The sequence below is a fragment of the Pseudalkalibacillus sp. R45 genome, assembly GCF_052246725.1.
GTDB lineage: Bacteria > Bacillota > Bacilli > Bacillales > Fictibacillaceae > Pseudalkalibacillus.
Window position 1 is genome coordinate 156,394 of record NZ_JBQQCL010000003.1, and the last position, 18,322, is coordinate 174,715.

Below are 18,322 nucleotides of genomic sequence, written 5' to 3' on the forward strand. Positions count from 1 at the left end.
ATAATAAGAGATTTACTGCGTTCATCTTTGTATAAAAACAAGTGCCAGGTACCTCGACCGACACATCATTCTAGTAAAAGTCAATAATGTGTTTAATACAGAGGCATCCGGACACTCATTTCCGCTACAAATTATTAACTTCCTAGTTTCCTAGTGATTCATTGATCACGTCATGGGCCTTTTTGGCTGCATCTTTGCCGCTGACGTTTCCAAACATCACTTCCTGTAAAGCAGTTCCAATCGTATCTACCGTTTTGGCATTAAAGCTTGGTTCTGGTATAGCAGTCTCATAGATTTCATCGGTGAACATTTTGGGGATGCCGCTGTTATAGGTTTCTTCCCCCTGTTCGATGACAGACTTTCTTGGTGAGTATGCGAATTTGACATCTGTACACCATTCCAAAGCCCGATCTGGATCATCTGCAAACGCCCACATGACAAACTTGGCTGCTTCTTCAACATGCTCACTGTTCGAATTTACTGCGAACTTATAGCCACCTGCAGCAGTCGCATGGGTCCCGCCCTCAGGAATTGGAATCGGGGCTACTTCGATTGGCACATCTGGATATTCCCGTTCTAAAGCAGGGACATCCCAAGTACCCACGATTTGCATGGCTGCCGTCTCGTTACCAACGTGTCCGATCTCCCATGGACCATTCTGAAGCTTTGAGGGTGAATAACTGTTCTGGAAAAAGCTCCCCCAGTAATCTAGTGCTTTTACAACTTCTGGAGAATCGAAGTTAGACGCCTTACCATCATCAGTCAATACACTGCCACCTTGTTGCCATAGGAATGGATACCATACAAAATTCAAATACGTCGCTTTATCAGTAGGCAAAATAAGCCCTGCTACATCCTCAGTCGTCAACTTCTCAGCAGCATCGGAAAGTTCATCCCATGTTTTCGGTACTTCCAAGCCCGCATCTGCAAGCATATCTTTGTTATAGAATAATGCGAGCAACTCCAACTCATATGGAAGCGCTAAAATTTTGTCCTCATATGTTACAGCATCTAGGGATGCTGGTAGGAAGTCTTCTTTCGCTCCCTCAGGAAAATACTCATCAAGATCTGCAAGGATCCCTGCCTCGGCAAATTTCAAAAAGTCCCCGGGATTTACCATGAAGATATCCGGCCCTTCCCCATTTGCAAAAGCGACAGGCAGCTTAGTAGTACCATAATCACTTTGATTGAACGACTTAAATTCGATTTTGACTCGATCCTGGGAGGCATTATAATCCTTTACTAGCTTTTCAAAAAAATCCTTTTGTGAATCGGAATGGAAATCCCAAAAGCTAAGCGTAATGACATCATCTGAACTTGTGGAACTACTGCTACAACCAGCCTGGAAAACCAGGACCAAAGCCAAAAAGCATACACAGAAAGCTTTCACATGTTTCACTGGACCTTCCCCCTACGTTTTTATTTGCAATCCACAGATACACAACCTATACGCTTACATTTTTCAATAATCAAAACACTTTTTCTTATCTTCCTCATTGAATGGCAGCACATCAGGCAATGGCAGCCTTTCCTCAACAGGCTTAATGTCGGACTGCGCTGTATGCGGCTCTGATTGATACCAATAGGCAGTACTTGAGTAATCATCGCTTCTATGATTGTTATGACCATGTTCTATAGTGACTTTAATGGATTTCTCAAATGTAATCGGATCTTGGATGTGGTATCTATATGCTGAAATCTTACCTGCCCAATTCTGATCACCCCCTAGAATTATTCCATGATAAGGTGTTGTGACTTCCTGTTGTGGACACCATGCTGTATTAAAATAATCTTCCATACCAGTACCATGCAATGTCGGAGGCCACTTCTCCCCGTCGATGAAAATCATGTCATCACCTTCACCGTACCAATTCCATTCTTGTGTAAAACGAAGGTTATGGATGTTAAGGTTGCAACCTACATAATGGCCTTTCCCTTCCGTTTCTAAGATGGTGTAATTGCTTTCTCCTGTCGTATTTTTTCCACCAAAACAATAAAGCGTGTTTGACATGGAACCATCGTCGACGCCTTTCGTCAATTCCCTCTTCCAATGCGCATGGAATCGTAATGTGCTGTCAATCGGTTGATCGTAAAGCTCGTAATCGATATAGAAATAGAATTTGATAGGTTCCTCCGCTTCACTCTCAATTTCGATTCTTGCATGATCTGAAAATGGCATTGGAAAATAACAATTTAAAGCTCGTCCATCTTCTGGACTCATCGCTAATGGAGCTGAAGCGTAGTTTTTCGTGATTCCATGCCCCATTCCGAAGAAATCCCCGATCGGAGCTTGCACACTTGGATTATCCTCATTATCCCAATACATCCGGATCACGACTTTCCTATGAAGATAGGCTTCTAAAGAGTCGTTTAAAGGAGCCATCGTCATCCAGATATGCGTAATACATCCAGAACCCGTAATGTCAGAAATCGTTTGTTTTTCACCAGGCTGAAAAACGAAGTAATCTTTATTTCCCCCTGTCCGATCATAGCTTGAATCCCTTTTCCTCTTGTTAGTTCTTTCTCTGTATAAATCTCTTAGTGATGTTCCTAAAAATGTCATGTTAATTCTCCTTTCCATTCATCCTGTATATTCGTTATCTATCGATTTATTTGATCCCAGTCATTTTAATGCCCTCAACCAGGTGCTTTTGCATGAAAAAGAACAGCAAGAACGTCGGGATCGCACCTAGCAAGGCAGAAGCAAGGACGATGCTCCATGAGGTTTCATACCCGCCGCCGACAATGTTCGCCAATGCGACTTGAACAACCATCAGATCTTCATCCTGAGTTATGATCAGTGGCCATAAATAATTATTCCAATTGAAGGTAAAAAAACCAATTGTCAGTGGAACGATGATTGATTTAGATAAAGGAAGCACTAAGCGGAAGAATGCTCCCGCTATCGATAACCCTTCCATATAAGCTGCCTCTTCAAGCTCTTTCGGAAATTCACGGTAAAATTGCCGAAAAAGGAAAATACCATAGGCGTTGAAAATCATCGGAATTATTAAACCAGCATAAGAGTTTCCCATTCCTAACGATTTCGTAACCATATAAAGCGGAATCATTATGATGGTGAAGGGAATCATCAACGTACTGATGATCCATGCAAATATTTGCTTTTTAAAAGGAAACTCTAAGCGAGCCAATGCATAGCCGGCCATAGAATGAAACAACAAAGCAACTATCGTTACAACCGAAGAGACGATAAATGAGTTCCAGATTGCCTTAAGTATGTTCGTCTCAAATACTGCTTTAAAATTATCCAATGTTAGATTCGACAGATTCAAGCTTGTACTGAAAACATCTTGCGGCTGTTTAAATGAACTGATGATGAGAAAATAGATTGGGGCAACCATCAGAATCCCAATGACCAAGATGATTACCAATAACAGATTTGACCTTTTCACGTTCCCCTCACCCCCTTAATCTTGTTTTGAGTATAATTTCAGTTGGAATAGTGACAGCGTGAAAATGATTACGAACAATACGACAGCTAAAGCAGAAGCGTAACCCATATCTAGTAGTTCAAATGCTTGTTTGTAAATGTACAAAACACTGACTTCTGTTGCCCCTGCCGGTCCCCCTTTGGTCATGACCATGATCTGATCAAATACTTGAAAGGAGCCGATCGTGGTTACAATCAATATGAAAATGCTCGTTTCCCTGATCAATGGAAAAGTAATATGTAAAAACGATCTCCATCCTGTCGCTCCATCAATCCGAGCTGCTTCGTAATAATCGTTAGGGATCTCCTTGATCGCAGCAAGAAAAATCATCATGTTATACCCTAAGTTTATCCATAAGATAACTACAATGATTGATATCAGGGCTTGATCAGTAGACCCGAGAAATTCTTGACGAGGTATACCGATCAAGCTGAACAATTGGTTGAGAAATCCATTCCTAGGATCGTATAAAAACATCCAAATGACTGCGGATATGACTGAAGTTATTGCGTAAGGAAGCAAAAACAGCGTCCTAGCAAACCCTTCTATCTTTCCTTTCAGGTAACTGATCAGTACTGCAAAAAATAATGCTAAACAATAAAGGGCTGGTACATAGATGATTGTAAAGATGAACGTCCTGTAAACCGACTTCCACCATGCTTTATCTTCCATAAGCCTTGTATAATTATCAAAGCCTGTATAAACTTTCGGAGATAAAGCATTCCAATCATGAAGGCTTACATAAAAGGCATACACCATGGGTACGAAGATGAAGACGGTCAGGCCTATCAAATTCGGTAGCAGAAAACCATAAGCCGTTAATGATTCCTTTGTGAAACCCTTTTTAATCCCCTTTTTTTCCATATATACTCCTCCTCGCTATTTTCGAGGGATAGACTCAATTCAACCTGTTGCTTGTTTCATACTTTTGTATGAATTTTTCCACTTCATATAAGTAAGGAACTGATGGTATTGCCCCTTCTTTCGTAACGGTCAATGCACCAGCTGCATTAGCGAAATGCACAGCCTCCATCAATGACTTTCCAGATACAAGCGCAACTGCCAATGCCCCATTGAATGCATCTCCTGCTGCTACAGTGTCTTTGATCGCAACAGGGAATCCAGAAACATGCTCGCAACCATTTCGATCTATTATGTAAGCCCCTTTCTCAGCCAATGTTATTACGACATTTTCAACTCCTCGATTGACCAAATGGCGACCTGCGTGTTTCACATCTTCTAAAGTTTTGATTTTTACACCTGTGAGAATCTCAGCCTCTGTTTCATTCGGTGTCAAATAGGTCACTTTCTGGAGCAAATGGTCTTCCAGTGTTCTTGCTGGGGCTGGATTGAAGATCACAGGAATCCCGAATTGTTTTGCGAAAGTGATTGCTTTTTCAGTCACCTTCAGATCCATTTCAAGCTGGACTAAAACGATATCTGCTTCTTTTATGAGATCTTGTACATGGCTGAGATCAGCTGGTTTATACTGCAGGTTGGCACTAGGAACAATGATGATCCGGTTGTTTCCATCCTCCTCTAACGTGACAAACCCAACACCGGTAGAGCTTCCATCATTTCGTAAAATGAATTTGGTATTGATCTGATTGTTTTGCAATTCATCCAAAATATCATCACCAAAACGGTCATTCCCCAACATACCAACCATCGTCACTTCTCCTCCGAGCCTGGCTGCCGATACAGCCTGATTCGCTCCTTTACCGCCAGGAAACCTTGAAAAATCAGTTCCGATAATCGTCTCCCCTTTTTGAGGAGCACGTGGGGTTCTTACGACCAAATCCATCATGAAACTTCCAATCACTAATATTTTCACACGATCTACATCCTTCTTAAGACTTTTTAGGTTTTGATAACTGTTGCCCTAAGCTTCCGCCAGGGTGATACAAATGGAAATCTTCCTTCGTGAAATTCTTCATAGTCGATAACGCAATGGCAAGGGCATCCCCAATAACGAGTGTAATCGTTGAGCTTGTGGTGGGTGCCAATCCAAGAAGGTCGGCTTCCTGTTCATATTGATAGGTAAGAGCCACATCACTCGATTGAGCAAGTGTTGAACTTCGTTTTGATGTAATTGAAATACATTTGGTGCCGATTTTTTTGAGCGAAGGAAGAAGACTCAGTACTTCTTTCGTTTCCCCACTATTGGATATTAGAATGACGACATCTGTTTCGCTTATCATTCCAAGATCACCGTGCACACCTTCTGTACTATGGACAAAAAACGATGGTGTACCTGTACTTGAGAGTGAGGCTGCAATTTTCTTACCGACATGCCCTGATTTCCCTACACCTGTAATGACTACTTTACCCTTGCATTCAGCAATCATTTTGAGGGCATCTTCATAACTGGGATCTATCTGTTCTAATAGTGATTTGATCGCCGAAGCTTCCTCTTCAATCACCCTTCTTAAATGCAGTAGCGAATCCATCGATCATTTCCTCCTCATTCGAGTATTAGATTTTTTCCATTGAGAGTAGGTTCGAATATTTCATGTGCCGGACCCCCAACAGTTTTCATTAAGCGGTTAATCAAAATTTCACCTGTCCGTACGCCCATTTCATAAGGTGTTTGATTCATATAAGTGATTCCAGGTGGCTTTAGTAGTTTCGCAGCCTCCACTTCTCCGTAGGAGGCAACGACAATATCCGAAGGTACTTCATATCCTTTTTCCATCAATTTGAGCAGCACTCCGAATGTCATTGTATTATTGAAAGAAAGGATTGCTGTCGGTTTAGAAGGTTGTTCCATGAAACGGTCGACCGCTTCTTTCCCATCCGATTCTATGAATCCCCCATTGAAAATCAGTTCTGGGTCCTCATCTATTCCCTTTTCTCGCATTGCTTTCTGATAACCCAGATAACGTTCGCTACCTGTACTCACATTTAACGAACCATTCACAACCCCTATACGGGTATGTCCTAAATCCAATAAGTATTTAGTCAGCTCGTATGCTGCCTTAATATTATCTTCAATGACAAAATCGAAATCTTGATCTTTCTTATTGAATTTGCGGTCGATCAATACAATTGAGATGCCGCTATTTTTGATTTTTTGGATGATTTCTTCATTGTCACCTGAGGTCGCCAGTACAATTGCGTCCACTCTCTTTTCAAACAGAACCTGCAACATTTCCCTTTCCTTTGCAGGGTCTTCATCCCCACTACCGAAAATCAAATTGTAGCCGAATTGATGGATGGTATCTTCAATCCCTTTGGATATCTTCATGAAGTACGGATTTGTGATATCCGGGATGACGACTCCGATCGTGTTCGTCTTCTCTTTCTTCAAGCTCCTTGCCACTGCATTAGGCAAGTAATTCATCTTCACTGCTGTCGATAGGATTTTTTCCCTGATCTCCTCACTTGCATACCCGCTATTATTTAAAACCCTCGATACAGTTGCAATTGAAACACCCGTCTCTTTGGCAATATCCTTTATTGTCACATTTGCCATATGTATCCCTCCGTTCATGTGTAAACGTTTACAGTATTTGAGTGAAATTTGTGTAAACGTTTACACACCGATTAAAAAAATAGGTTGCTGGCTGTTGACCTCTGTAAACGTTTACACATTATTTGTTCTTATAATATTACATAATTTTTCAAATTGCAAGATTATTTTAAATTTTATTTAAGGTATTTTACAAATTGCTCCTTTTCCCTTCTAGCCCACGCTTCGAGAAAGGTGCCTTGCATCGATACCAAACTTTTCTCCGGCAAGCTTCTGAAAGAGTGCCTGGTACTTTAAAAAATCTAATTTCTATTCAATTACTTCTACATGCACCTCTTTAGTCCTTATTGACACGTACTAATGCTGCATATAGAATGTGTACTAATTATTTTGAAAACAAAATATTATTAACTGATCCACTCGTATAATGTTGGAGATATGGTCCAAAAGTTTCTACCAAACTACCGTAAATGGTTTGACTACGAGAAAAAATCGGAGTTACTTGTGTACGTATAAACCTCCGACTATCCTTCTCTATGTCAAACCCTAGATTCACCTAGGGTTTTTTATTTTGGGTTCTGTTATTCTTAAATTGATTTCTGCAAAAATCACTCTCTTTCCGCGAGCACGATACGCAGTAGTTTCACCAATATCGCATGATGAGATTATCCATAACAAACTCCATTTTATAGGGAGGGAAAAAATATGAGCCAGACTAAAAAGCAGTTGAAGAAATGGATTGCAATCGCAAATGGAGAGACACCAGCCGATACCGTCATTAAAAACGGTCAGATCATCGATGTGTTCAACCTTGAGATTATCAAGGGGGATCTCGCGATTGTTGACGGGATGTTCGTCGGAATCGGCACGTATAAGGGAGAACAGATCATTGATGCTGAAAACCGTTATATCTGTCCTTCTTTCATCGATGGACACGTCCATATCGAGTCTTCCATGGTGACACCTGCTGAATTCAGTAAAGTCGTCCTTCCCCATGGTGTGACGACTGTCATTACAGACCCTCACGAAATCGCAAATGTATCAGGAACGGATGGAATCAACTTCATGCTGGACAATTCTAAGAACATACCATTGGATGTCTATTTCATGCTCCCTTCCTGTGTTCCGGCAACATCAGTAGAGAACTCAGGGGCAGAGTTGACAGCGTCTGACCTAGAGCCTTTTTATAACCATCCGAAAGTCCTCGGATTAGCAGAAGTAATGGACTATCCCTCATTGCGAACAGCTGCTGACTCGATAATTGATAAAATCACTATGACTTCAAATTACAGCATGCAGATGGATGGCCATCTCGCCGGATTGGATCCTGACGCCATCAATGTCTACAAGGCTGCGGGAATTAGAACAGATCATGAGTGCAATACGGTTGAAGATGCTAAGGAACGTTTAAGACGCGGTATGTATCTATTGATCCGTGAAGGTTCCGTTGCAAAGGATTTGAAGTCGCTCATCCCGGTCGTCAACCATAACAATGCACGGCGCTGCCTATTTTGTACGGATGACAAGCATCTCGATGACCTGATCAAGGAAGGCAGCATCGATCATAATGTACGTTTAGCAATCGAATATGGGTTAGGTCCTCTGACCGCGATCCAGATGGCCTCCCTCAATGCGGCAGAATGCTATGGACTCAAGCAGAAAGGCGCTATCGCTCCAGGTTACGAAGCTGACTTTCTACTCCTGGATGATTTATGTTCAATTAACATCAAAGAAGTCTATAAATCTGGACAGCTTGTAGCCCGAGAAGGCGTGTATGCCAGTACACATTTGAAGGAGAAAGATCCCGGACCGATGCTGCAAAAGACAGTGAGAATCCCGGAACTTAATAAAAAAGACTTACAAATTCCAATCGGCACCGCGAAAACGGCGAATATCATTGAAATCATCCCGAATCAACTGACCACCAATCACATAAAAGAAACCGTCGATGTTGAAAACAGCTTTTTTGTTCCTTCTATTGAAAGAGATCAACAAAAGTTAGTTGTAATTGAAAGACATAAGAAAACCGGAAATGCCGGTTCAGGTATCGTAAAAGGATTCGGGCTGAAGGATGGCGCGATTGCCACGACTATCGCACACGATTCCCATAATATCGTAGCGACAGGAACGAATGATACTGACATCCTGAGGGCAGTCCATGAACTTGAGTTGATGAATGGTGGATTGGTACTCATCAGAAAAGGTGAAGTGATCGCCTCCCTTCCTCTGACAATTGCCGGTTTGATGTCGGATCAAGGCTTCCATACAGTTGAGACTAGTCTTCTCCAAGTAAAACATGCACTCGGAGTTCTCGGGTTCCAGGGGGGATTCAATCCATTTTTGACACTCTCATTCTTGACATTACCCGTCATACCCGCCTTGAAAATGACTGATTCAGGTTTATTTGATGTCATAAGCTTTCAGCACATCGAGGTAAGCCTTTAAAGAAAACTTGGCAATGAAATGGGAAGACTTCAAATAGATGGCTGTCGAAAACTCATCCACCATAATCGAAAACATGCTGAAAAATATGTAAAATAGAAGGGCTAACCTAAGTGTCTGACACTTTTCTTTTGGGTCAGCCCCTTTTCATTTCTAAGACACGATCTTACAACATCCTCGTCAAAAATCTTATCCATCATGGAAAGAGGAAATGTATAGTCATAAAGAATTAGATGGTGGAAAAAGGGAAAGATAATCATTGAATTTAAAAAGTTTACTATCAAGTGTAGTAAGGTATATAGGAAGTGGATTTAAAAAAACCTCTGATAAAGAGGAAGGTTAAACGAACACTTTAAATCTAGTAAAAATCGGGAATCGAGGATTACTTCTGTTTTTTTGATTGTAAGTACCTCCCCGACATTTTATGATAGTGTGTGGTTTTTTAGAAAGGGGAGTCGTTTTGGATTCAATCTGGTTAGAATATGGATGGACATTATTAATTCTGATTGGCCTGGAAGGCTTATTATCGGCTGATAACGCGCTTGTCCTCGCTGTTATTGCCAAGCACTTACCAGAAGAAGAACAGAAAAAAGCAATCAAATACGGAATCTTCATGGCCTTTGCTTTCCGATTTATTGCTCTTTTTGCTATTTCCTTTATTGCGAATGTATGGCAGATCCAGGCTATTGGTGCGGCTTATCTTCTATATTTAGGCTTAAAACATGTTATACAGGCTCGTTTTGGGAAGAAAAACGAAAACATTCACAAGGACACAGAAGAAGAAGCTGCTGGAAAAGGATTTTGGCCAACTGTAGGTAAGATTGCTTTAGCAGATCTTGCTTTTGCGATTGATTCTATTCTCGCTGCTGTTGCCCTTGCCCTTGGTCTTCCGGATTCACCAATCGGAGATTTCGGCGGTATGGATGGCGGACAATTTATCGTCGTTGTGCTCGGAGGGATTGCAGGACTTATTTTAATCAAGTATGCTGCCACCTGGTTTGTGCAACTCCTTGAAAAGCGCCCGGCTTTAGAAACTACAGCTTATGCAATCGTAGCCTGGGTCGGGGTTAAGCTAGCTGTCATTACCCTCGCCCATGAGGATATTGGAGTACTGGACCACCATTTCCCTCACAGTACTGTTTGGACCCTTACATTCTACGGCGTGTTAGTTGCTATCGCATTACTAGGATGGTTCGCACCCGGGAACAAATCATCCCAGGAAAACAATAACTAATTATGTAAAAGCTATTCTAGTTTCCTTGGTTTACGTATGGAGTCGTCTGCTTAAACAAGAGTCTGGGAACGTATGTAATTCCCTAAGAAAACTTGACAAAGCCAAGCCTTGGGCGTGGGCTGAGCCAGTAGTTCGCTTATACTGAAGAAAGTATTCTATACTTTCTTTAAGTGCCCTATAAAAACAGACCCGCTCATCATCTTGATGTGCGGGTCTGCCTTTTAATCAAACTCTATTCAATTACTTCTACACGTACGTCTTTGCGTCCCCATTGGATTGCTTCGTCACGGTCTGCAATGAAAACATCGATTGCATGATCATTCACGCCTCCGCCAACATCTGCTGCAATCGCAACGCCATATCCTTCAACTTTTACCATTGATCCAAGTGGAATGACACTAGGGTCGACCGCGATCACTTTCGCATCCGGGTACTTTTTCAAATCGAGACCCATTTTCGTGACACCTGAACATCCGTCGCAATCCGCAGTATAAGCAGTGCTTTCTACCGTCATTGTTTTACCTGCAGCAGAACCTCGCTTCGCCTTACTATCCAATGCTGATCTTGTATTCGGGCCAGCAATACCATCAACCAATAGACCTTGTTGCTGCTGAAAACTCTTGACTGCACTCACAGTGCCCTTACCATAAATCCCATCAAGGCTTGAACTGTAATGTCCTGTTTGCTTTAGCTGGTATTGAATATGTATAACTTGCTTTCCAATGTTACCATATCGTAAAACCTTCACCGCATGGTTCGTTTGCGGTCCAGCAATACCATCGACTTTCAGATTGCGTTTCCGCTGAAAATCTTTGACTGCCTCTTCTGTTATGTTCCCGTAATATCCTGTCGAAGTGTGGTACGGAAAGACACCTTTCGTCATCAAATAATCTTGCAATTCAGCAACATCAGATCCTGATGAGCCGTTTACTAAGGTACGGTCTCCTAGCGCAGCTTGTGTAAATGAAGGAGCTGCAAGCAACAACGCACCAACAACAAAAACCATGAACATGGCTCTAAGTTTCGTATTCATATTTTCAAAAACCTCCCCAAATTTCTTTGTACACAAAAGAATTCGAGGAGGAATGACATTATCCGTGTATAACAAGCCTGATTCACAACGTTTGACCCTCATAAATCCATTATCTTGAAATAATGTATTCTATATGGTCTATATGAAAAAGGTGGTTATTTTACATAATCTATACCAATTCCATGAAATGTAAAAATACTATGCTGGTGTAGTGGATTTTTAAGCTTAATACCACAGGCAGAAGCTATGAACTCATCATCTCCTTAACCAATTTTCGATTCCGTTTTTTAAAAACATCATTATGAGAAGAAACCATAGCAGTTCCCTCAGCATCTGGCTGGATGTATTGTTTAGCCTTATTCACTGCATTAGCTGCATCTTGAAAGGTACCAGCAATCAAATTCAACTTTCCCTCATGTTTCAAGATGTCCCCTGCTGCATAAAGACCATTGATGGACGATTCACTAACCGCATTCCCATCAATGAAGAAATCATCTGCAAGCTTTATGTCGATGTCACTATTCTTAATCAATGTAGAATCTTGTTCATAACCATGGTTGATGATCACTTCGTCTATTGCAAGATGGGTTGTAGCACCTGTTTCATGATTAATCAGTTCGACGCGATCAATGACAGAAGGATCAGGTCCTGCAAGAAGTTTGGAAATCGATGTATTGAAAAAACATTCGATCGAACTGTTCGTAAGCTGCGTAATTTGCGATTCGTGACCAGTCAAGGCTTCTCTTCTGTACGTTACATATACCTTTTTTGCAACAGGCTCCAGCTCATTCGCCCAGTCGATCGCTGAATTCCCGCCACCGGAAATGATCACCGTTTTATCTTTGAACCGTTTTAATGACTTCACTGTATAATTCAAATTGGATACTTCAAACCGTTCCGCTCCTTGAATCTGAAGTTTCTGAGGATTCAATATGCCGCTTCCGACTGCAACGATCACGGTTTTAGAAAAATGCTTCTTGCCGGACGATGCATGCAAAACGAAAATCCCTTTCTCATCCTGTGTAATCGCCTCTACTTTTTCATCTAAAACAACCGTTGGATTGAAGGTCAAACCCTGTTCAACAAGCTGGTCAATCAGTTTCGCACCCGTTATCGGAGTCAATCCACCAATATCCCATATCATTTTTTCAGGATAAACATGGATCTTCCCACCTAATTTCGGCTGGAATTCAATCAGCTTCGTCTTCATCTCCCTAAGTCCGCTATAAAATGCTGAATAAAGTCCAGCAGGTCCCCCACCGATTATAGTCACATCATATCGTTCTTGCTGATCCATCCCCGAACACCCCTTATAACCAACTCTTCAATTGATTATCATTCTCATTTAAACATACACTAAATATATTGATTGTTCAATATTGTCATGACAAAAAAAGGTTGACATTAGAAATATATAACTTTATAGTTATGTTGTCAGCGATATTGAGAATCATTATCAATGATATTGAATATCAATCATACGGGGGTAGAGTGATGGTCCGCCTACATACAACAGACTTGAATATCGGATATGACGAGCGAGCGATTGTCAAAAATCTCAGTGTCGAGATACCAGATAAGAAGATCACTACGATCATTGGACCGAACGGCTGTGGTAAATCGACTTTATTGAAAGCGATCACACGTATCATTTCACATCAATCCGGAAACGTGGTTTTGGACGGTGAAAATATCACGAAGCAAAACACAAAAGAACTTGCGAAGAAAATGGCGATACTACCACAAACACCTGAAAACGCAAGCGGCCTGACTGTGAGTGAACTTGTCTCTTATGGACGTTTCCCCTATCAAAAAGGGTTCGGACGTCTGACGAAAAGAGATTACGAGATGATTGATTGGGCCCTTGAAGTAACTGGAACGATCGATTTTAAATATCGCCCTGTAGATGCACTTTCTGGCGGACAACGACAGCGTGTCTGGATCGCAATGGCTCTAGCCCAAGAGACAGACATCATCTTTCTAGATGAACCGACCACCTATCTTGATATGGCTCATCAACTGGAGATTCTGGAGTTATTGCAGAACCTCAATATCCAAGAAAAGCGTACGATCATCATGGTCCTTCATGACTTAAACCAGGCAGCCCGGTTTGCGGACTATATCATTGCGATGAAAGATGGTGAAATCGTTAAAGCTGGCGACTACGAAACGGTAATCACGCGTGATGTCCTTAAAAAAGTATTTCAAATAGATGCTGAAATCGGCAGAGACCCCCGGACAAACAAACCGATGTGCATAACATACAATCTACTAAAAGGAGAAAACACAAATGAAAAAAGTATTGATCCCGCTTGCAATCTTGTTGCTTCTCATGGTTAGTGCCTGCAGCAACGCAGCTTCAGAACAAGGTGATAATGATTCAAAAGATAAAGATAATGGGAAATCCGGCACGATAACCTATGAATCTGAAAACGGACCTGTTGAAGTGCCCGCTGATCCACAACGTGTCCTCGTCCTTTCATCCTTCGCTGGAAATGTCATGGCGCTAGACGTCCCTCTTGTCGGTGTCGACGCCTGGTCCAAAATGAATCCACGCTATGAAAAAGATTTGAAGGATGTTGAAGAAGTAACGGATGAAGACTGGGAAAAAATCATTGAGCTAGATCCTGATTTGATCATCGGGTTATCCAACATCAAAAATGTCGATAAGCTGCAAGAAATCGCTCCTACTGTCACTTATACCTATGGAAAAGTAGATTACCTGACGCAACACATCGAGATTGGAAAACTACTAAATAAAGAAGAAGAAGCTAAAGCATGGGTAGAGGACTTTGAAAAGCGTGCAGAAGCAGCTGGCAAAGAAATCAAAGCTGAAATCGGTGAAGACGCTACCGTATCCGTCATCGAGAGCTTCGATAAACAGCTTTACGTATTCGGAAATAACTGGGGGCGCGGAACAGAAATCCTTTATCAAGAAATGGGCTTGAAAATGCCTGAAAAAGTGAAGGAAGAAGCACTTGAACCAGGCTACTATACGCTATCCCCTGAGGTATTACCTGAGTTTGCTGGAGATTATATCGTCTTCAGTAAAAACGCAGAGGCAGACAATTCGTTCCAAGAAACAGAAACGTATAAAAATATCCCTGCCGTCAAGAACGATCGAGTCTTTGAAGTGAATGCCAAGGAATTTTACTTCAACGATCCGATCACCCTTGATTATCAACTCGACTATTTTAAAGAAGCATTTCTTGGTAAGTAATTTTTAAAACAACCAGGGTGACCTATTAGGCTGAAGGCCCATCAGGTCACTCTTTTTCAATCTTATATCCCTAAATAAAAGAAAGATGCGATACATATGAATGAACAGCCAAAAACAATCACTTTCATATCTAAATTCATACTTGTGCTTTTCCTATTCATCGGTGCATTCTTGACCTCCATGGTTTTCGGTGCGGCAGATACGACCATCAAGGATGTCTGGCTGGCGCTGACTTTCCAAAATACAAATGAAGCAGCATTAATGATCAATGAAATACGATTACCGCGTGAAATTGGAGCGATTCTTGTAGGTGCTGCACTTTCTGTATCTGGAGCGATCATGCAAGGATTGACACGGAACCCGCTTGCAGACCCCGGCTTGCTTGGGTTGACTGCTGGCGCGAATGCAGCTCTTGCTGTCACCATGGTGTTCATACCGACAGCTAATTATTTCGGAATTATGATCGCTTGTTTCATCGGTGCAGCGATCGGTGCCATCATGGTCTTCGGTATTGGATCCATGAAGAAAGGCGGCTTTTCCCCATTTCGAATCGTTTTGGCAGGAGCTGCTGTTTCAGCATTCCTTTTTGCTGTGGCTGAGGGTGGAGGGATTTATTTTAAAATTTCTAAAGATGTTTCGATGTGGACCGCCGGTGGATTGGTTGGAACATCCTGGAGCCAGTTACAGGCCATTTTCCCTTTTATTGTATTCGGCATACTCATTTCCCTTACGCTTTCAAGACAATTGACAATCCTCAGTTTGAATGAAGAAGTAGCAGTCGGACTTGGACAGAAAATCACACAAATTAAAGCGATTCTTTTTGTCGTCATTATCTTATTGGCCGGAGCGTCTGTCGCCCTTGTCGGAAACATGGCCTTCATCGGATTGATGATTCCTCATATCGTCCGTGCTATCGTCGGGACGGATTATCGTTCTATCTTGCCAATGTCTGCGGTTCTTGGCGCAGCGTTCATGCTGCTTGCAGATACCCTTGGACGTACGATCAATGCTCCGTTTGAAACACCGGTAGCGGCAATTGTCGCGATCATGGGTCTCCCCTTCTTCCTTATCATAGTTCGAAAAGGAGGGAAAGCATTCTCATGATCCATCCTGCATTGATTCGAAAACAAAGATTAACGATTTTGTCACTGAGTATACTGATTCTGATCACATTCATTATCAGTATTAGTACGGGGTATGCTGCATTGTCCTATGACCGGCTGCTCCCTACTATTCTAGGACAGGGAACGTTTAAAGAAGAATTCATTTTATTTGATATACGCTTGCCCCGAATTTTAATTACGTTACTAGCTGGAATGGCCCTTGCTGTATCTGGATCGATTTTACAAGGAATCACCCGTAATGACCTTGCTGACCCTGGTATCATCGGTATCAATTCAGGGGCAGGTGTAGCGATCGCAATTTTCTTTTTGTTTTTTCCGATTGAAGCTGGTTCGTTTGTGTACATGCTACCACTTGTGGCGTTCATTGGTGCCCTGTTGACAGGTTTCCTGCTCTATCTGTGCTCTTACGATAAAAAGACCGGCCTCCAACCAGTGCGATTAGTATTGATCGGTGTCGGTTTTTCAATGGCGATGTCTGGAATCATGATCGTTCTTATTTCATCTTCTGAACGTCAAAAAGTTGATTTTATCGCAAAGTGGTTAGCAGGAAACATTTGGGGGACGGATTGGCCGTTCATATGGGCAATCCTTCCATGGCTGATAATCCTCATCCCTTTTACACTCTATAAAGCTAACCGATTGAACCTCCTTGGTGTTAGTGAACCAGTAGCAATAGGTGTTGGCGTTTCCATAGAAAAAGAGCGGATCATCCTGCTTTTAACAGCTATCGCCCTTGCCGCAGCAGCCGTTTCCGTAACTGGAGGTATTGCATTTGTCGGATTGATGGCTCCTCATATTGCTAAAGCTTTGGTGGGTCCTCGTCATCAAATGTTTATACCCATTGCTGTTCTGATCGGCGGTTGGCTGCTACTGCTAGCAGATACGATCGGTCGAAACTTAGTCGGATCGAACGGCATTCCCGCAGGAATCATGGTTGCATTGATCGGAGCGCCATATTTCATGTATTTGTTATTGAAAAAATAAGAGAGGCTGTCCTTAGGGGCAGCCTCTTGAAGATTTATTTTAAAAGATCCGTATTGATGAGAAGGACGACAAAACCAACAAGCGCTGCGATCGTATAGCTGATATAACCGACTCTTTTAATCTTCTTGTCTATGTTTGCCCTTCTCTGCAATTCTTTTATGTAGTCCATGACAAAACACAGGCTGAACACGATCCCGACCATCATCAGGTATTTTCCACTAAAAATAAAGTGTGCAATACCTATGAAGCGAGTGTCGCAATGCCGATATTCCCCAGGATAGTATCGTTCATGTAATGATCATTCCTATCCATTCTTAGTTGCGTTATCCGATCTCTTGATTTTTCGCCAACGATTTAATATCTCAATACTGCTAATTCCCACTACCACCCAAAGTGCATAGTTATCAAACGCAATCCCAACTGACGATTCCCCACCCAGTAAGGTTAAAACAGCGATCAAGCCAAGGAGGTAAAACATCATACCGATTTGCCATTTGAGGGTAATTCGATCGTCATGATGTATTGTTACGCCTAAAATCAAACCGATGAGAATGACACCGAGAATGCCGAATATCACCACATATTTAGGGGTGGCGTTCAATAAAGGCAAGTCGGGAAAATAGTCTATGACGAGCAATAAGGTAAAAAGAATCATAATACCAATTTGGATTTTGATTAACTTAATATGTTGTTTCAGCATGGCCTTCCCCCAATCCATTCAAATGCTTTTCAATTTCATTATTATTTTGCAAACTAACCAATTTTTCATCATATGTACTTAATAGCTCAAGGATTTCCTGTCTATTTTGGTTTTGGTAGGCTGCGTTCCAGATGAACATCTTCCGGAAGATTTTAAAAGTCGGTTTATAATTTGCTTTTTCTAGGCCGGTCCTCTGTAAAATGAACCTTTTGATGATTCTGTAGATCCGTTTTGAATAAGGCGTATCCAATAGAATGATGAGATCGGCGTTCTGCAGACTATCCTTGATCCAGGTATGATGGGCACCTTCTATGATCCATCGTTCTGTTCTGATGATTTCGCATAACTGCTGATCCCTTTCCTGATCGGTTCTTCTGACATCACCGGAAGTCGTCCTTCTCCAGACGACATTATCCAGTTCATAGTGCGGGATTTGCAAGCGGTTTGAAAGGTGTTTAGCGAGGGTTGTTTTCCCGCTCCCGACAGAGCCGATGATATGAATTCTTTTCATCATGATCATCCCCGCTTTTAGTTCCAGAACTTTATGAGTGTTAAGATACCTCGTAGCAGCCATTTTATTGGATAAATGATAAGTTCCGGTATCGCGAATAATAAATCTGGTACCCAGCTGTCCTTCTTTTTTTCCTTATAACGCCCCCTC

The 18,322-nt window shown here is 41.8% G+C and carries 18 protein-coding genes and 1 riboswitch; of the genes, 6 read left to right on the plus strand and 12 right to left on the minus strand.

What is annotated here, in order from left to right; all coding sequences use genetic code 11:
• Window positions 1-142 precede the first annotated feature (142 nt).
• From ACTWQL_RS08415 to ACTWQL_RS08445, 7 genes are all read right to left on the minus strand, one after another.
• Window positions 143-1,399, minus strand: a complete 1,257-nt coding sequence (locus ACTWQL_RS08415; RefSeq protein WP_443142002.1) for an ABC transporter substrate-binding protein — start codon at window positions 1,397-1,399, stop codon at window positions 143-145.
• A 63-nt stretch (window positions 1,400-1,462) separates the two neighbouring features.
• Entirely contained in the window at window positions 1,463-2,563 is a 1,101-nt protein-coding gene (locus ACTWQL_RS08420) for a glycoside hydrolase family 172 protein (protein WP_443142003.1), read from the minus strand.
• Window positions 2,564-2,609: 46 nt separating this feature from the next.
• Window positions 2,610-3,413, minus strand: a complete 804-nt coding sequence (locus tag ACTWQL_RS08425) for a carbohydrate ABC transporter permease (RefSeq protein WP_443142004.1) — start codon at window positions 3,411-3,413, stop codon at window positions 2,610-2,612.
• A 15-nt stretch (window positions 3,414-3,428) separates the two neighbouring features.
• Window positions 3,429-4,316 carry a carbohydrate ABC transporter permease gene (locus ACTWQL_RS08430; protein WP_443142005.1) on the minus strand — a complete coding sequence of 296 codons (888 nt, stop codon included), beginning with the start codon at window positions 4,314-4,316 and terminating at the stop codon, window positions 3,429-3,431.
• A 34-nt stretch (window positions 4,317-4,350) separates the two neighbouring features.
• Window positions 4,351-5,286, minus strand: a complete 936-nt coding sequence (rbsK, locus tag ACTWQL_RS08435) for a ribokinase (protein WP_443142006.1) — start codon at window positions 5,284-5,286, stop codon at window positions 4,351-4,353.
• Window positions 5,287-5,302: 16 nt separating this feature from the next.
• The gene (locus ACTWQL_RS08440) at window positions 5,303-5,902 is read right to left on the minus strand and encodes a KpsF/GutQ family sugar-phosphate isomerase (protein WP_443142007.1); all 600 of its coding nucleotides are present in this window, start codon (window positions 5,900-5,902) and stop codon (window positions 5,303-5,305) included.
• Window positions 5,903-5,916: 14 nt separating this feature from the next.
• Window positions 5,917-6,927, minus strand: a complete 1,011-nt coding sequence (locus ACTWQL_RS08445) for a LacI family DNA-binding transcriptional regulator (RefSeq protein ID WP_443142008.1) — start codon at window positions 6,925-6,927, stop codon at window positions 5,917-5,919.
• A 397-nt stretch (window positions 6,928-7,324) separates the two neighbouring features.
• A riboswitch (purine riboswitch) is annotated at window positions 7,325-7,426 on the plus strand.
• A gap of 203 nt (window positions 7,427-7,629) precedes the next feature.
• On the opposite strand from ACTWQL_RS08445, the gene ade reads away from it, so the two are divergent.
• Both ade and ACTWQL_RS08455 read left to right on the plus strand, forming a co-directional pair.
• Window positions 7,630-9,369: an adenine deaminase gene (gene ade / locus ACTWQL_RS08450; protein WP_443142009.1), complete on the plus strand. Its 1,740-nt coding sequence runs from the start codon at window positions 7,630-7,632 to the stop codon at window positions 9,367-9,369.
• 457 nt (window positions 9,370-9,826) lie between these two features.
• Complete coding sequence (locus tag ACTWQL_RS08455) at window positions 9,827-10,600, plus strand: TerC family protein (protein WP_443142010.1); 774 nt, start codon at window positions 9,827-9,829, stop codon at window positions 10,598-10,600.
• A 232-nt stretch (window positions 10,601-10,832) separates the two neighbouring features.
• On the opposite strand, the gene ACTWQL_RS08460 is transcribed toward ACTWQL_RS08455, so the two are convergent.
• Window positions 10,833-11,633, minus strand: coding sequence for a peptidoglycan-binding protein (locus ACTWQL_RS08460; protein WP_443142011.1), 801 nt, complete (start codon window positions 11,631-11,633; stop codon window positions 10,833-10,835).
• A 244-nt stretch (window positions 11,634-11,877) separates the two neighbouring features.
• The gene (locus ACTWQL_RS08465) at window positions 11,878-12,930 is read right to left on the minus strand and encodes an NAD(P)/FAD-dependent oxidoreductase (RefSeq protein ID WP_443142012.1); all 1,053 of its coding nucleotides are present in this window, start codon (window positions 12,928-12,930) and stop codon (window positions 11,878-11,880) included.
• A gap of 197 nt (window positions 12,931-13,127) precedes the next feature.
• Here ACTWQL_RS08465 and ACTWQL_RS08470 point away from each other — a divergent pair, with 197 nt between their 5' ends.
• The 4 genes from ACTWQL_RS08470 (at window position 13,128) to ACTWQL_RS08485 (ending at window position 16,961) form a co-directional block, all read left to right on the plus strand.
• Window positions 13,128-13,973: an ABC transporter ATP-binding protein gene (locus tag ACTWQL_RS08470; RefSeq protein WP_443142175.1), complete on the plus strand. Its 846-nt coding sequence runs from the start codon at window positions 13,128-13,130 to the stop codon at window positions 13,971-13,973.
• On the plus strand, window positions 13,924-14,853 hold the full coding sequence (locus tag ACTWQL_RS08475) for an iron-hydroxamate ABC transporter substrate-binding protein (RefSeq protein ID WP_443142013.1): 930 nt from the start codon (window positions 13,924-13,926) through the stop codon (window positions 14,851-14,853). The genes ACTWQL_RS08470 and ACTWQL_RS08475 overlap by 50 nt, the downstream gene beginning before the upstream one ends.
• Before the next feature lie 96 nt (window positions 14,854-14,949).
• A complete protein-coding gene (locus ACTWQL_RS08480) occupies window positions 14,950-15,957 on the plus strand; it encodes a FecCD family ABC transporter permease (protein ID WP_443142014.1) in 1,008 nt (335 codons plus the stop codon).
• Entirely contained in the window at window positions 15,954-16,961 is a 1,008-nt protein-coding gene (locus ACTWQL_RS08485) for a FecCD family ABC transporter permease (protein WP_443142015.1), read from the plus strand. Before ACTWQL_RS08480 ends, ACTWQL_RS08485 begins: the two co-directional genes overlap by 4 nt.
• Before the next feature lie 34 nt (window positions 16,962-16,995).
• Here the strand turns inward: ACTWQL_RS08485 and ACTWQL_RS08490 are convergent, their stop codons facing one another.
• From ACTWQL_RS08490 to ACTWQL_RS08500, 3 genes are all read right to left on the minus strand, one after another.
• Window positions 16,996-17,166, minus strand: coding sequence for a hypothetical protein (locus tag ACTWQL_RS08490; RefSeq protein ID WP_443142016.1), 171 nt, complete (start codon window positions 17,164-17,166; stop codon window positions 16,996-16,998).
• 99 nt (window positions 17,167-17,265) lie between these two features.
• A complete protein-coding gene (locus tag ACTWQL_RS08495; protein ID WP_443142017.1) occupies window positions 17,266-17,661 on the minus strand; it encodes a hypothetical protein in 396 nt (131 codons plus the stop codon).
• Entirely contained in the window at window positions 17,642-18,172 is a 531-nt protein-coding gene (locus ACTWQL_RS08500; protein WP_443142176.1) for an AAA family ATPase, read from the minus strand. Before ACTWQL_RS08500 ends, ACTWQL_RS08495 begins: the two co-directional genes overlap by 20 nt.
• Between the last annotated feature and the right edge of the window lie 150 nt (window positions 18,173-18,322).

Excerpts from the sequence above, each read along its gene's own strand:
- ACTWQL_RS08420 (WP_443142003.1), bottom strand. The coding sequence starts at position 2,563 with ATGACATTTTTAGGAACATCACTAAGAGATTTATACAGAGAAAGAACT.
- ACTWQL_RS08430 (WP_443142005.1), bottom strand. The coding sequence starts at position 4,316 with ATGGAAAAAAAGGGGATTAAAAAGGGTTTCACAAAGGAATCATTAACG.
- ACTWQL_RS08440 (WP_443142007.1), bottom strand. The coding sequence starts at position 5,902 with ATGGATTCGCTACTGCATTTAAGAAGGGTGATTGAAGAGGAAGCTTCG.
- ACTWQL_RS08445 (WP_443142008.1), bottom strand. The coding sequence starts at position 6,927 with ATGGCAAATGTGACAATAAAGGATATTGCCAAAGAGACGGGTGTTTCA.
- ade (WP_443142009.1), top strand. The coding sequence starts at position 7,630 with ATGAGCCAGACTAAAAAGCAGTTGAAGAAATGGATTGCAATCGCAAAT.
- ACTWQL_RS08460 (WP_443142011.1), bottom strand. The coding sequence starts at position 11,633 with ATGAATACGAAACTTAGAGCCATGTTCATGGTTTTTGTTGTTGGTGCG.
- ACTWQL_RS08465 (WP_443142012.1), bottom strand. The coding sequence starts at position 12,930 with ATGGATCAGCAAGAACGATATGATGTGACTATAATCGGTGGGGGACCT.
- ACTWQL_RS08470 (WP_443142175.1), top strand. The coding sequence starts at position 13,128 with ATGGTCCGCCTACATACAACAGACTTGAATATCGGATATGACGAGCGA.
- ACTWQL_RS08475 (WP_443142013.1), top strand. The coding sequence starts at position 13,924 with ATGAAAAAAGTATTGATCCCGCTTGCAATCTTGTTGCTTCTCATGGTT.
- ACTWQL_RS08480 (WP_443142014.1), top strand. The coding sequence starts at position 14,950 with ATGAATGAACAGCCAAAAACAATCACTTTCATATCTAAATTCATACTT.
- ACTWQL_RS08485 (WP_443142015.1), top strand. The coding sequence starts at position 15,954 with ATGATCCATCCTGCATTGATTCGAAAACAAAGATTAACGATTTTGTCA.
- ACTWQL_RS08490 (WP_443142016.1), bottom strand. The coding sequence starts at position 17,166 with ATGATGGTCGGGATCGTGTTCAGCCTGTGTTTTGTCATGGACTACATA.
- ACTWQL_RS08495 (WP_443142017.1), bottom strand. The coding sequence starts at position 17,661 with ATGCTGAAACAACATATTAAGTTAATCAAAATCCAAATTGGTATTATG.
- ACTWQL_RS08500 (WP_443142176.1), bottom strand. The coding sequence starts at position 18,172 with ATGAAAAGAATTCATATCATCGGCTCTGTCGGGAGCGGGAAAACAACC.